This window comes from Novosphingobium sp. Chol11 (assembly GCF_945870625.1).
Classification (GTDB): Bacteria; Pseudomonadota; Alphaproteobacteria; order Sphingomonadales; family Sphingomonadaceae; genus Novosphingobium.
Window position 1 is genome coordinate 1 of record NZ_CAMBTS010000087.1, and the last position, 13,603, is coordinate 13,603.

Annotated in this window: 13 protein-coding genes; 6 read left to right on the forward strand and 7 right to left on the reverse strand. The window is 62.9% G+C overall.

Annotation, left to right across the window (positions count from 1 at the left end):
- Positions 1 to 86 precede the first annotated feature (86 nt).
- The 5 genes from Q0O40_RS12450 to Q0O40_RS12470 form a co-directional block, all read right to left on the reverse strand.
- Entirely contained in the window at positions 87 to 602 is a 516-nt protein-coding gene (locus Q0O40_RS12450; protein ID WP_295530263.1) for a GNAT family N-acetyltransferase, read from the reverse strand.
- 53 nt (positions 603 to 655) lie between these two features.
- Entirely contained in the window at positions 656 to 1,078 is a 423-nt protein-coding gene (locus Q0O40_RS12455) for a hypothetical protein (protein WP_295530266.1), read from the reverse strand.
- Positions 1,079 to 1,207: 129 nt separating this feature from the next.
- Entirely contained in the window at positions 1,208 to 2,635 is a 1,428-nt protein-coding gene (gene tldD, locus Q0O40_RS12460) for a metalloprotease TldD (protein ID WP_295530270.1), read from the reverse strand.
- Positions 2,636 to 2,683: 48 nt separating this feature from the next.
- Complete coding sequence (locus tag Q0O40_RS12465) at positions 2,684 to 2,905, reverse strand: zinc-finger domain-containing protein (RefSeq protein ID WP_295530272.1); 222 nt, start codon at positions 2,903 to 2,905, stop codon at positions 2,684 to 2,686.
- A 41-nt stretch (positions 2,906 to 2,946) separates the two neighbouring features.
- Complete coding sequence (locus Q0O40_RS12470; protein WP_295530275.1) at positions 2,947 to 3,552, reverse strand: hypothetical protein; 606 nt, start codon at positions 3,550 to 3,552, stop codon at positions 2,947 to 2,949.
- Positions 3,553 to 3,691: 139 nt separating this feature from the next.
- Here Q0O40_RS12470 and Q0O40_RS12475 point away from each other — a divergent pair, with 139 nt between their 5' ends.
- Together Q0O40_RS12475 and nadB are read left to right on the forward strand one after the other, a co-directional pair.
- A complete protein-coding gene (locus tag Q0O40_RS12475; RefSeq protein WP_295530278.1) occupies positions 3,692 to 4,657 on the forward strand; it encodes an ABC transporter ATP-binding protein in 966 nt (321 codons plus the stop codon).
- 412 nt (positions 4,658 to 5,069) lie between these two features.
- Positions 5,070 to 6,737, forward strand: coding sequence for an L-aspartate oxidase (nadB, locus tag Q0O40_RS12480; RefSeq protein ID WP_295530281.1), 1,668 nt, complete (start codon positions 5,070 to 5,072; stop codon positions 6,735 to 6,737).
- A gap of 245 nt (positions 6,738 to 6,982) precedes the next feature.
- Here nadB and Q0O40_RS12485 read toward each other — a convergent pair whose 3' ends face one another.
- Both Q0O40_RS12485 and Q0O40_RS12490 read right to left on the reverse strand, forming a co-directional pair.
- Positions 6,983 to 8,122, reverse strand: a complete 1,140-nt coding sequence (locus tag Q0O40_RS12485) for a hypothetical protein (RefSeq protein ID WP_295530282.1) — start codon at positions 8,120 to 8,122, stop codon at positions 6,983 to 6,985.
- Positions 8,123 to 8,350: 228 nt separating this feature from the next.
- Positions 8,351 to 8,599: a GlsB/YeaQ/YmgE family stress response membrane protein gene (locus tag Q0O40_RS12490; RefSeq protein WP_295530285.1), complete on the reverse strand. Its 249-nt coding sequence runs from the start codon at positions 8,597 to 8,599 to the stop codon at positions 8,351 to 8,353.
- Positions 8,600 to 9,271: 672 nt separating this feature from the next.
- Here Q0O40_RS12490 and Q0O40_RS12495 point away from each other — a divergent pair.
- The 4 genes from Q0O40_RS12495 to Q0O40_RS12510 all read left to right on the forward strand — a co-directional run bounded on the left by Q0O40_RS12495 (position 9,272) and on the right by Q0O40_RS12510 (position 13,305).
- Positions 9,272 to 11,179: a ribonucleoside-diphosphate reductase subunit alpha gene (locus Q0O40_RS12495; protein WP_295530297.1), complete on the forward strand. Its 1,908-nt coding sequence runs from the start codon at positions 9,272 to 9,274 to the stop codon at positions 11,177 to 11,179.
- 34 nt (positions 11,180 to 11,213) lie between these two features.
- Positions 11,214 to 11,627 (forward strand): membrane protease subunit, encoded by a 414-nt coding sequence (locus Q0O40_RS12500; RefSeq protein WP_295530288.1) that lies wholly within the window; start codon positions 11,214 to 11,216, stop codon positions 11,625 to 11,627.
- Between the two features lie 51 nt (positions 11,628 to 11,678).
- Complete coding sequence (locus Q0O40_RS12505; protein ID WP_295530291.1) at positions 11,679 to 12,155, forward strand: PepSY domain-containing protein; 477 nt, start codon at positions 11,679 to 11,681, stop codon at positions 12,153 to 12,155.
- Between the two features lie 94 nt (positions 12,156 to 12,249).
- Entirely contained in the window at positions 12,250 to 13,305 is a 1,056-nt protein-coding gene (locus Q0O40_RS12510) for a ribonucleotide-diphosphate reductase subunit beta (RefSeq protein ID WP_295530294.1), read from the forward strand.
- Positions 13,306 to 13,603: the final 298 nt, after the last annotated feature.

Here is a 13,603-nt window from a genome sequence, read left to right on the forward strand (position 1 = left end):
CGCGAAGTGCGGCGCGCGATATCGCGCCAAGGGCGGATGGATGTCATGCGCGTTGTATAGCCGCCGCGCCGGGCCTGCGCTACCCGTTATAGCTTGCGCGCATAGAGGAATTCGGGGTCGCAGTGATTGCCCACCCAGAATTCGATATCAGCGATCTTGGCAAAGCCGCGGCGCTCGTAAAAACGCTGTGCGTCATGATTTTCGCTGTAAACGGTGAGCTGCACTTCGTCCGCTCCCTCCGCTTGCGCCTGCGCTACGGCCCAGGTCAGCAGTTGCGACCCCATCCCGCCGCCGATCTGGGCCGGATCGGTGTAAAGCTGCTTGAGCTCCAGCGGTTGGTGCGGCTGGCTGAATTCGCGCGGCAGGGTGCTGTCGAGCACCAGCTTGCAAAATGCCGCCAGCGCGCCGCCACGCTCGACCACGGCAATGCGCATGCCGGGATCGGCCAGCTCGCGCGCCAGCGCCGCATCGCTATGCGCTTTTTCCATGAAGGCCGCGAAATCCTCGGGCTTGTAGAGGTGCTCGAATTTCGCGGAAACCGCACGGCGGCCAAGGTCGGCGAGGGCAAGAGCATCGGCAGGGGTGGCAAGGCGCAGAGTCATGGGCTGCGCCTTATCCTCCCCCTCTCCGGTTGCCAACTGCCTGGCGCGGCGGATCAATCCAGCAAGGCAACTTTCGCAGGCCGCGTATAGGGCACGAATTCGCCCAGCCCGACATAGCCGCGAAAGAAGAAATTGGCGCGGTCCAGCAGCCGCACGATATCGACGTTGCACAGCTGCGAGCCGCGAATGTTCGTCACCAGAACCACGTTCTGATCGAGCGATTCCGCCCCGTTGCGCGGCCGCTGGACATAGAGCGTGCGCCCGGCATCATAGACGATCGCGGTTTTGTCGTAGACCCGCGTCGAAGAATAGAACGCAGGGTTGATGCAATTGACCGGCTTGCCCGCCACCCGGCCTTCGAGCGCCTTGGCCAGTTGCTCTTCGCCGGTCAGGCGCGGCTTGGCTGCGGCCGCCAAAGGCGCGCTGAGCGTAGCGGCGGCAAGAACAAATCCAAGCGTGTGCAGGAACTTTGTCATGACCAGAATCCCTTCGATTCGAACCTGAAGCAAAGTTGAGCCATGCAAGCTTAACCCTTGCTGACGATTGGCGCTGGGGGGCGGGGCGGGGCCCGGCCAACCTTCGCGCCTGCTTCCGCTTCGCTCGCGTCAGGCCGTGCCGCCCACCGTCAGGCCGCCCACAAGCAAGGTCGGCTGGCCCACGCCGGCGGGCACGCTCTGCCCGCCCTTGCCGCACACGCCCACGCCTTCATCGAGCGCCATGTCGTTGCCGATGCCGCTCACCCGCGTCAGCACGCTGGGGCCGTCGCCGATCAAGGTCGCGCCCTTTATCGGCGCGCCCAGTTTGCCGTTCTCGATCAGGTAAGCCTCAGTGCACGAAAACACGAACTTGCCGCTGGTGATATCCACCTGGCCCCCGCCAAAGGCCTTGGCGAAAATGCCGTTCTTCACCCGGCTCAGCAATTCGGCCGGATCATCGCTGCCGCTGCGCATGAAAGTATTGGTCATGCGCGGCATCGGCGCATGGGCATAGCTTTCGCGGCGGCCGTTACCGGTGGGGGCCACGCCCATCAGCCGCGCATTGAGCCGGTCGTGGATATAGCCCTTGAGGATGCCATCCTCGATCAGCACGTTTTCCTGGCTGGGCGTGCCCTCGTCATCGATGGTGAGCGAGCCGCGCCGTCCCGGGATCGAGCCATCGTCGATCACGGTAACGCCGGGCGCGGCCACCCGCTCGCCGATCCGGCCGGAAAAGGCGCTGGTGCCCTTGCGGTTGAAATCGCCTTCCAGCCCATGGCCGACCGCCTCGTGCAGCAGCACGCCGGGCCAGCCGGGGCCGAGCAGCACGGTCATCTCGCCAGCAGGCGCGGGCACCGATTCCAGATTGGTCAGCGCCTGCGCCAGCGCCTCGTCGATCGCGCGGTTCCATGTCGCAGGTTCGAACAGATCGTCATAAAGCCGCCGCCCGCCCATTCCGAACGATCCGGTCTCGCGCCGCCCGCCGGATTCGGCCACGATGGAGACATTGAGCCGCACCAGCGGGCGCACGTCATGCGCGACAAAGCCATCGGCGCGCACGATCTCGACCACCGACCAGCTGCCTGCAAGGCTGGCAGAGACTTGCGCCACACGCGGATCGCGCGCCCGCGCCGCCGCGTCGATCGCTTCGAGCAGGCGGACCTTGGCCTCGAACGGCACCGCATCGAGCGGCGAGGCATCTGTATAAAGATGGCGGTTGTTCTGGCGCGGCGGCGGCGCGGCGGCGTTCTTGGCCGGATCTAGCAGCTTCAATGTCTCGCCTGCACTCATGATCGCGGCGGCCGAAATCTCGTTGCCATGGGCAAAGCCGGTCATCTCGCCAGAAACCCCGCGCAGGCCAAACCCGGCGTCGCGCGAATAATCGGCGGTTTTGAGGCGCCCGTCGTCAAAGCCGAAGCTCTCGCTCGCGACGAATTGCAGGAAAAGCTCGCCATCGTCGCACGCGCCAAGCGCCGTTGCGGTCAGCCGCTGGGCATCATCGGGGGTGAGCAATCCGGGGCGATAGAGCAGGGCGCGGGTGTCAGAAGTCTGGTTCATGACACAGGATATAAGAAGCGATTGCCGTTCCCGCTACTTAAGATTGCGTCAGGTCCCGTGGCTTGCTTCTTGATTGGCCGCGATGTCCGCCGGGCCGCCCTTGAGCACAAAGCGGCGGTCGCAATAGCCGCACTCGGCATAGCCGCGCTCGTCGATTTCCAGCCACACGCGAGGATGGCCCAGCGCCGCGCCGCCCTTGATATCCCGGGCGCCATCGCAAGATACGCGCGATGAAGTGGCAAAGGTGGTTTCGGGCGGTGGCATCGTCATGGCATGGCGTTTAGCAGGGCGTGTTCCGGGTTGCCAGTGCTTCACGCACTTGTCCTGATAATATACCCCTGCATCGACAATTCCTTGGGCAGATGCCCATATCCTTCGAGCATCAGGCAATCGTGGCGCAGATCCGGGCTCACCAGTCCGGGAATGTAAAGCTGTTCGATCGCGCCGCCAGCGCCATCGCTGCCCGACAAATACGTGCTCGTTCCGGTTCTTTGGTCCCGGTCGTACACCGGCGCGCTGTTTCCGGCGTAGGCCAGCACCGCCACCTTGAGGCGCGCCTGCAGCACCACCGTCATCTCGTTCCATTCGGGCGGCACACAGGCCAGCAGCCGCATGGCAACCGGCATGGGCAAGCCGCACCTGTCGGCAAAGGCTTCGACCAGCTTGTATTGCTGCCATTCCAGCCACCAGTTTCCGGCCACCGCGATGTGGGGCAGGCCGCTGCCCCCAAGCCGGACCATCCGCGTTCCAGCGGGCAGGGCTTTGCGGCGCGGATTGATGATCCCGCCGTTGGTGATGTGCATCAAAACTTCGCCATTCGGGCTCACGATCGCGGATCGCGGCGATCGCAAATTTGCGCCGCTTGCCTCGAGGCGGGCTTCGGGTTTGTCAAACCATGCCTGATTGATGAAATTCATTGCAAACTTCCCCCTCGTGCCGCTTGGCTTGTCAGGCTCCGCCAGATCGTAACCCAGAATTTCATCTGTGGCATCTCTATAAGTATGGCCTGCAAGTAAGGCTTGCCAATATGGTGCCCGGCGCAGCAGGAAGAATCGCATGGACCAGACCCCCGCCATCAAGATCCGTGACCTCGTCAAGCGCTATGCCCCCGCTGGCAAAGATGCAGGCGCCAAAGCAGATGGGGGCAAGCTCGCGCTGGCCGGGGTCAGCTTCGATGTGCCGCAAGGGCAGATCTTCGGCTTGCTCGGCCCCAATGGCGCAGGCAAATCCACGATCATCAACACGCTGGCCGGGCTTGTCATGAAAACCTCGGGCCAGGTCGAGATCTGGGGCCACGACATCGACCGCGCTGGCCGCAATGCCAAGGCCTCGATCGGTATCGTGCCGCAAGAGGTGGTGTTCGATCCGTTCTTCACGCCCTTCGAAGTGCTCGATATCCAGGCCGGGCTCTACGGCGTGAACAAGGCGGCGCGCCGCACGATGGAGCTGCTCCGCTCGGTCCACCTGGAAGATAAGGCGCATGCCTATGCCCGCTCGCTTTCGGGCGGGATGAAGCGCCGCCTGCTCATTGCAAAGGCGATGGTCCATTCGCCGCCGGTGCTCGTGCTCGATGAACCGACCGCCGGGGTCGATGTCGAACTGCGGCGGTTGCTTTGGGAACTGGTGGCAGAACTTAATGCGCAAGGGATGACCGTCGTGCTCACCACGCATTATCTCGAAGAGGCCGAGCAGCTGTGCGACCGGATCGCGATCATCAATCACGGCCGGCTGATTGCCGACAAGCCGACGCGCGAGATGGTGGATATGACGCGCGAAAAGATCGTCGTGCTCACGCTCGACCGCGCGATTGCCGCCCCGCCGCAGCATCCGATGTTCCTCAAAAGCCAGATCTCGGGCGAAAACGAAGTGCGCATCACCTATAGCAAAGACCGCATGAACGCGGGCGAAGTGCTCGGGCTGGTGCAGGGGCTGGGCTACGGCATCATCGATGTGTCGACCGACGAGGCCGATCTTGAGGATGTCTTCGTCAAGCTGACCAGCGCTGCGCCGGTCGAAGGGTAAGCTTTGCGCTGCCATGGCGCGATTGCCTGCGGGATATGAAACAGGACTTCCGCCTCAATATCGGCCGTGCCCAATTCTTTGCTGCGCCTAGATCTTGGCTGAAGTTCGCTTCCAATGACCGCGCGAGGACAAGCGAACCCGCGCATCGCATTTCTCGCACCTGCCAATATGTCTATCGCCATTAAAGACGAGAGCTCTGGTATTGGGTCGGTGCCGGTCGAATAGGCACAAAATTCGGCGCCACGTCATCAGTCTGATCCAGTTTTAGTCCACTTTGCAGGCGTTAGTAACACCCAGCACTTGCTCGCCGCCATCCGCCTTTTGACGACCACGAGGCGGTGGATTATCAGCCAAAGGTGACATTTTTAAATCGCGGCTTTCCAAAACAGGGCCGTGCGGGCAGAATAATCTTGTGAAGAAAAACAAGACCACCGCGCTCGCTGAATCCGCCGATAAACAGCCAGATGTCATCATCGTTGGATCCGGTGCCGCCGGGCTCACAGCCGCGCTCGTGCTGGCCGAACGCTGCCGAGTGCTGGTCCTTGCCAAAGGCGCGCTCGATGGTGGCTCCACCGCTTGGGCGCAAGGCGGGATCGCCGCCGTGCTCGATGCGGGCGATACCTTCGAGGACCATATCAACGACACGATGATCGCGGGCGGCGGGCTCAATCGCCGCGAGACGGTGGAATTCGTGATTGAAAATGCGCCTGAGGCGATCCAGCGGCTGGCCGATCTCGGCGTGCCGTTCAACTCTGAATCCGGTGCTGCTTCCGGCGTGCTCCATCTCACCCGCGAAGGGGGGCATTCGCACCGGCGCATCGTCCATGTCGATGATGCCACCGGCTGGGCGGTGCAGCAGGCCTTGATCGCCGCAGCCACCGCGCATCCCAATATCACGCTGCGCCCCGATATGGTCGCGGTCGATCTCGTCACCGATCGGCACCGGTTGGAACCGGCAGAGGGCAAGCATGGTGCCGCTCCCGGCGGCCGTCAGGTCTGGGGTGTCTACGCGCTCGATGCACAAACCGGGCGGGTCGAATGCTTCGCGGCGCGCGCCACCATCCTCGCCACCGGCGGGGCAGGGCGCACCTATCTGTTCAGCACCGCCCCGCGCGGCGCCACCGGCGATGGCATCGCCATGGCCTGGCGCGCGGGCTGCCGTGTGTCCAACATGGAATTCATGCAATTCCACCCGACCTGCCTTTATAATCTGGAGGTCAAGAATTTCCTCATCACTGAGGCAGTGCGCGGCGAGGGCGGTCATCTCAAATTGCCCCCGGGCGTCCCCGGCGGCGCCGAGCGCTTCATGCCCCGCTTCGATCCGCGTGAGGAACTCGCGCCGCGTGATGTCGTGGCGCGCGCGATCGATCATGAGATCAAGCGGCTCGGCCTCGATTACGTGCATCTTGATATCAGCCACCGCGATCCCGAATTCATTCGCGGCCATTTTCCCAATATCTACGAGCGGCTGCTCGGCCTTGGCATCGACATGACCAAGGAGCCGATCCCGGTCGTGCCCGCGCAGCATTATACCTGCGGCGGCGTGCTGATCGACATGGCCGGGCGCACCGATCTGGCCGGGCTCTATGCGGTGGGCGAATGCTCGGAAAGTGGGCTGCACGGGGCCAATCGCCTCGCGTCCAATTCGCTGCTCGAATGCTTCGTGTTCGGCGATGCCGCCGCCAACGATATCCTCGCCCGGTGGGACAGCTTCGCCGCGCCGCCGCCTTTGCGCGAATGGGACGCCAGCCGCGTCGCCGATTCCGACGAGGAAGTGGTGATCAAGCAGAACTGGACCGAAATCCGCCGGTTCATGTGGAACTATGTCGGTATCGTGCGCACCAACAAGCGGCTCGAACGCGCGGCGCACCGGATCAAGCTGCTCAAGAACGAGGTCAACGAGTACTACAGCAATTTCCGCCTGACCTCGGACTTGATCGAGCTGCGCAACCTGCTGCAAACCGCCGAACTCATCGTCAAAAGCGCCCGCGCCCGCCGCGAAAGCCGCGGGCTGCATTACAACGAGGATTATCCCCAGACCCAACCCGCCGCGCGCGATACGATCCTGGTCCCGAACTGACCTGATCCTCCCCATTTTCAACAAGTGCAAATGGGGAGGTGTCAGCCTCGCTCATCCTGAGCCTGTCGAAGGAAGGGCTGACAGAGGGGCAACAAGCTGCAAAGTCTGGTTCGCGCAGACCCCGCGGAGAACGCAGAGAGGCGTGCGAGCGCCCCCCGCGCCCGGCGAAGGCCGGGGCCACAGTCCGACCAAGCGCGCCGCCGCCCAAGGTCCTCGCCTTCGCGGGTGTCCGATCAACACCGCGATCAAGGCGCGCCTTTGCTCCGCAATATGGCGAGCTCTGCTGCCGAGGGCACATAGGCAAAGCTGAACGGTGCCCCGCCTTTGTCGGGTGTCAGCGTCAGGCTGAAGCGCGCCGTGGGCAGGATCGTGGCAGAGGGCGCTACGGGAAACTCTCCCTGCCAGCCATCGGCGATAGCAATTCGTCCGAATGTGGGCGGCGGTGCCGACTTGCCGACAGCAGGCGGCCTGCTGCCCGCGACCAGTTCCTTCACCGCCATCGCCGCGCTGCCGCCAGGGGCAAACCGTGCCATCATGGCGGAACACGGCCCCTTGCCGGTATTGCCTATGCCAATATGCACCCTGCCTGGACGCGCGGAGAAGACGGGCGCGGGGCTGCACGCGCTCGCCGCTGCTGGAGGCGGTGGCGGTGGGGCACCGGCGGGGATCGGCAGCGGCACCGCGATGCTATGGCCGCCGAAGCGGACTGTCACTTGCGCCGGGCTGGTGGTGGTATTGACGCCCGGCTGCAACCGGGCGCTGGATCGTGACGGAGTGAAGTTGTCCTCAAAGACCGTCGTTGCGACCGCGCCGGAAGACCGCCCGCCGACCCAGGTTCCGATCGAGGGCGGCGACAGCGTGAAGGTGACTTCGCGATCTTGCGACGGCATCTCCGCATTCAGCGGCATGGCGCTTGACGCGCGCACTTCGATCATGCTGCCGATCGGCTGCAACGTCACCACCGGAGGCGGGGGCGGCTGCAGGATCACCGTTATCGGGTGCAGCGTGCCGCGTTCGCCCATGCGGATGGCAAGGCGGGTGAGCCGCTTTTCACGTGCCACCAGCCGGGTCGGGATCGTCCACACAAGCTGTGCGGTGCCAATGCTGCCCAATATCCATCCGCGCCGCGGCAGGGCCAGTTCCTCCAGTTCGCCGTTGACCCCTCTGGCGGCGAGATCGGAGCGTGCAGTATCCACCAGCTGAACCGGCCAATCGCATTCGCGCCCGACCGCATCGGAGAGGTTGATCGTGATGACCAGCGCGCCGATTGTGGCATGGCCGCCGATCACGGTCGCCTCGTTCGGCGCACTTTGCCAACGCCGCGCTTCGTTCTGGTCGGCCGGCGGGCGCGATGGCGTGACGGTGTAGCTGACGATGCTGGGCATCGGCCGGGGCACCTCACCGTTTGGCAATCGCGCAAGTTCCGACGGACAATTGATACGCTGCGCCATCGCAGGGACCGGGATCGATATCGCGGCAAGGCAAGCAGCCATCGGTAGGTCAAGTCGGATCATCGCCAGTCTCCTCTTCTGGCCAAGATTATCGCCGCATTGAACCCATACTTCTTCGCCCGTTTGGCCTAGCCAGATGGGCTAGTTCCCTCTCCGCACCCCTCATAAATTCCGCCCGATAAAGATCAGCAGCATCGCCCCCAGCACCGAGGCGATGCACCCGGCGCGGTTCACCCCTTCGCCGAACGAGCGCTTCCCGCTCCAACTGGCGGCGAGGCCCGCCACCAGTGCGCCGCCGATGCCGAGCAGGATGGTCCGGCCCAGCCCCATTTCGATCTCGCCGGGATAGAAAAAGCGCGCGGCGAATCCCACGATCAGTCCGCTGAGCACGATGGAAATCAGATTGAACATTGTTGGCCTCCCGACAAATTTGCGGACATCTCCGGGATGGGGTCTGGACAGCCTCCTTGTCCACAAGATCGTCGCGCGACTGAAATAATTTTGCAGCACTTCCAATCAGCACTTGAACTGCCGCTCTGCGCACGCGTCGCTGCACTGCAGCATGGCCGTCATAGCGGTGAAACGAATCACATTTGCGACGAAGCGAATCGGTTAATCCCTGTTTACCCTCTTGCGTCAGATTCGCGTTGGGGCACTATAGATAGTGGTAGGACAAGCCGCCGACCTCTAACCCTAGTTCAACACATCTTCGCGAGGGGCAACCCGCGATGATCGTTGATGCGCCCGAGGAGCAGCTTCGTGTCCTGCCGGACGAGCGGCCGGCAAACGGGGTGGGCGGAAAATTCATTCCCCTTTTGTTCCGGTTCTTGTAGGATTGAGAAGTGCCCGTGAGTCGCGGTTGTTCGTGATCGCCCGGGCAAGCAGGAGAACCGGCTGAAGGCCTGCCGAACTGCCAGAATTGGGGATTTTAGCGTGAATTTCAGGACCGAAGACAGCGCCTTGGCGCAGGATGAGTTGACGTTGGAGGGCGGCCTTGGGGAGGGCGGCCTTGGGGAGGGCGGCCTTGGGGAGGGCGGCCTTGGCGATACTGCCACCGCCCGCCCGGCAATTGAGCAAAAGGCAATGGACATGAGCGCGAAAGACCCCGGCAGCGAGGCGCTTCTGGCGGTGATGGCTAGCACTGCGGCAGCCGTGTCTGCGCCAGAGCCTGTCTCGGATTCCAAGACCGTCAACGCGCGCCGCTTCGCGATCGCCACCGATCCCGCGCGCGACGACCTGCTCACCGTGTTCGGCAAAGACACGCTCGATGATCGCTATCTCCTGCCGGGCGAGACCTATCAGGATCTCTTTGCCCGCGTCGCCGATGCCTATGCCGATGATCAGCCGCACGCGCAGCGGCTCTATGACTACATCTCCAAGCTGTGGTTCATGCCCGCCACGCCTGTCCTGTCCAATGGCGGCACCGGTCGCGGCCTGCCGATTTCGTGCTATCTCAATTCGGTGGACGACAGCCTCGAAGGTATCGTCGGCACCTGGAACGAAAACGTCTGGCTCGCCAGCCGCGGCGGCGGCATCGGCACTTATTGGGGCAAAGTGCGCGGCATCGGCGAGAGCGTCGGCCTCAATGGCAAGACCAGCGGCATCATTCCGTTCGTCCGCGTGATGGACAGCCTCACCCTCGCGATTTCGCAGGGCTCGCTGCGGCGCGGTTCGGCGGCGTGCTATCTCGATGTGGCGCACCCGGAAATCGAGGAGTTCCTCGAAATCCGCAAGCCCTCGGGCGATTTCAACCGCAAGGCGCTCAATCTGCACCACGGCGTGCTGCTCACCGACGAGTTCATGGAAGCGTTGCGCGATGGCGCCGAGTTCCATTTGCGCAGCCCCAAGGATGGTTCGATCCGCGGCACCGTCGATGCGCGCTCGCTGTTCCAGAAGCTGGTCGAAACCCGCCTCGCCACCGGCGAGCCCTACATCGTGTTTTCCGACACGGTGAACCGCACGATGCCTAAGCATCACCGCGATCTGGGGCTCAAGGTTTCGACCTCGAACCTCTGCTCCGAGATCACCCTGCCGACGGGCCGCGACCATCTCGGCAACGATCGCACCGCGGTGTGCTGCCTGTCCTCGCTCAATCTCGAAACCTGGGACGAGTGGCACGGCGACCGCGTGTTCATCGAAGACGTGCTGCGCTTCCTCGATAATGTCCTCCAGGATTATATCGACCGCGCCCCGCCTGAAATGGCGCGCGCCAAGTATTCGGCGATGCGCGAGCGCTCGGTCGGCATGGGGGTGATGGGCTTCCACTCGTTCCTTCAGCTTAAGGGCATCGGCTTCGAAACCGCGATGGCCAAGGCGTGGAACCTCAAGATGTTCCGCCACATCGCGCAGGCCGCCGACGAGGCCAGCCTGATGCTCGCGCAAGAACGCGGGCCTTGCCCCGATGCGGCCGACATGGGCGTGATGCAGCGCTTCTCGTGCAAGATGGCGATTGCGCCCACCGCCTCGATCTCGATCATCTGCGGCGGCACTTCCGCCTGCATCGAGCCGATCCCGGCCAATATCTATACCCACAAGACGCTCTCGGGCAGCTTCGTGGTCAAGAACCCCTATCTCGAAAAGCTGCTGCAGGCGAAATCCAAGGATTCCACCAATGTTTGGAATTCGATCCTCGAACGCGGCGGTTCGGTCCAGCACCTCGATTTCTTGAGCCTGGATGAGAAGGCGATCTACAAGACCAGCTTCGAGATCGACCAGCGCTGGCTGCTCGAATTTGCCGCCGATCGCACCCCGTTCATCGATCAGGCGCAGTCGCTGAATCTTTATATCCCCGCCGATGTCGACAAGTGGGATTTGATGATGCTGCATTTCCAGGCGTGGGAAAAGGGCATCAAGTCGCTCTATTACCTCCGCTCGAAGTCGGTCCAGCGCGCCGGGTTTGCCGGCGGGGTAGAGGCGGACAACACCGCCGCCGCCCCGGTCATGGAGCTCGCCGCCGCCACCGATTACGAGGAATGCCTCGCCTGCCAGTGATGGCGGTTACGGTAAATGCATGAAGGAACTGGCGATGGCATATAGGAACCCGCTCGAAGGGAATGCGGGTTGCTCGCTGTTCGGGGGCGTTCTCGGGGCAGTTTTGCTGGTCGGCTTTCTGGTTGGCTGGCCGCAGTACCGCGTCTATTCCCAGCGACTGGCGGGTGAGGCTGCGCTCGCCGAAGCCCAAAGCTCGCGTCAGGTCGCTATTCTTGAGGCGCGGGCCAAGAAGGAAAGCGCGCTCTCGCTGGCTGAGGCAGAAGTCATCCGCGCCGAGGGTGCGGCAAAGGCTAATCAAATTCTTCAGAACTCGCTGGGCGGACCGGAAGGCTATCTGCGTTATCTTCAAATTCAGGCGCTTGAAGATTCCAAGGCGCAGTTGATCTATGTGCCGACCGAGGCCGGTTTGCCAGTGACCGAAGCCCGGCGTCTGGCACCTGCTCAATGATCCGCGTCAGCGCCAACCGGAACCTTGTGCCGGGGCAGCCGTTATCTGGGGATGCCGCGACAATCCGCGACAATCATCCTGCTTGCGCGCAAAAGCCGATGCTGCTTAGTGTTGCGAGTAATTCGCAACAGCAACAAGGCTTCTCTCATGCGCAAATGGCACCGCTGGCTCTCGGTTTTCTTTTCGGTATTCCTGCTCTGGATCGCGATCACCGGGGTGCTCAGCCAGATTGTTCCGCTGCTGGGCAGCGACGCGCCAGAATCGGCTCAAGCTGCGGCCAAGCCAGCCTTCGCATGCCCGCCGGACTATACCTGCCGCGCCAAGCCAAAGCCTGGCGATCCGCGCGCGCTGGTCGGTCTGTTGCACCATCTGCATTCGGGCGAGACCTTCGGGCCGGTGGGCGTGGTCGTGGCCACGCTGGCGGGGTTTGCCATGATCTTCTTCAGCGGCTCGGGTCTGTGGCTCTACATCCAGGTGTGGCGCAACCGCAAAGCGCGCGACCTCAAGCCCGGCTGGTTCTGGAAATAACCGGGCCCCGCGCCCGCGCCATTGCCCGCCTGCACAGCTAACCAAATTTCCGCCAACCCCCTATCGATCTCGCGTACTTATCAGGAACCAGTCCATGTCTCTTCTCGAAGCCCGCAATTCCTACAAGCCGTTCGAATATCCCTGGGCCTACGAGTTCTGGAAACGCCAGCAGCAGATCCACTGGATGCCCGAGGAAGTGCCTTTGGGCGAGGATTGCCGCGATTGGGCGCAGAAGATCAGCGATCACGAGCGCAATTTGCTTACCCAGATTTTTCGCTTCTTCACCCAGGCCGATATCGAGGTGCAGGATTGCTACCACGACAAATATGGCCGCGTGTTCAAGCCGACCGAGATCAAGATGATGCTCGCCGCCTTCTCCAATATGGAGACGGTGCACATCGCCGCCTATTCGCACTTGCTCGACACCATCGGCATGCCTGAAAGCGAGTACGGCATGTTCCTCGAATACGAGGAAATGCGCGCCAAGCACGATTATCTCCAGCAGTTCGGCGTCGATTCCGATGAAGATATCGCGCGCACCCTCGCCATGTTCGGCGGCTTCACCGAGGGGCTTCAGCTGTTCGCCAGCTTCGCCATGCTGATGAACTTCCCCCGTTTCAACAAGATGAAGGGCATGGGCCAGATCGTCTCGTGGTCGGTGCGCGATGAAAGCCTGCACTGCGAAGGCATCACCAAGCTGTTCCACGCCTTCGTCGCGGAGCGCGGCTGCCTCACCAAAGCGGTTAGAGAAGATATCATCGATTGCTGCCAGAAAACCGTGCGCCTCGAAGACGCGTTCATCGATCTCGCCTTCGAGCAAGGCCCGGTGCACGGCATGAGCCCCAAGGAAATCAAGAAGTACATCCGCTACATCGCCGATTGGCGGCTCGGCCAGCTTGGCTTCCAGCCGATCTACATGATCGAGGAGCACCCGCTCCCCTGGCTCACCCCGCTGCTTAACGGCGTCGAACACGCCAACTTCTTTGAAACCCGCGCCACCGAATACTCCAAAGCCGCCACCCGCGGCGACTGGAACACCGTCTGGTCCAGCTTCGACAGCCGCCGCAACGCCAAAGCCGCCGCCAACGTGGAAGACACGGCAGAGGCAGAGGCCGACATGTTCGCAGCGGCAGGGATCGCGGCGGAGTGAGATAAAGGCGCAAACGCCCGCCCCCAACCCCTCCCGCAAGCGGGAGGGGAGCAGAAAGCACAACCAGTCCCCCTCCCGCCTGCGGGAGGGGTTAGGGGTGGGCAGCCTCCACACACAACTTCCCCTTGACAAAACGAACCATATAGGCTAAATGCCCCCGCAGATCGGGAGCGGGCTTGGCCGGCCTTGCCTTCGCTCTTTCGGCCTTTGCCCTCACCGGGAAAGGCTGATGCGACCGGTGCGGGCTGCGGGTTCAAGGTGGGGCGGTTTCCCCAAGTCCTTGATCAGGCGACTTACC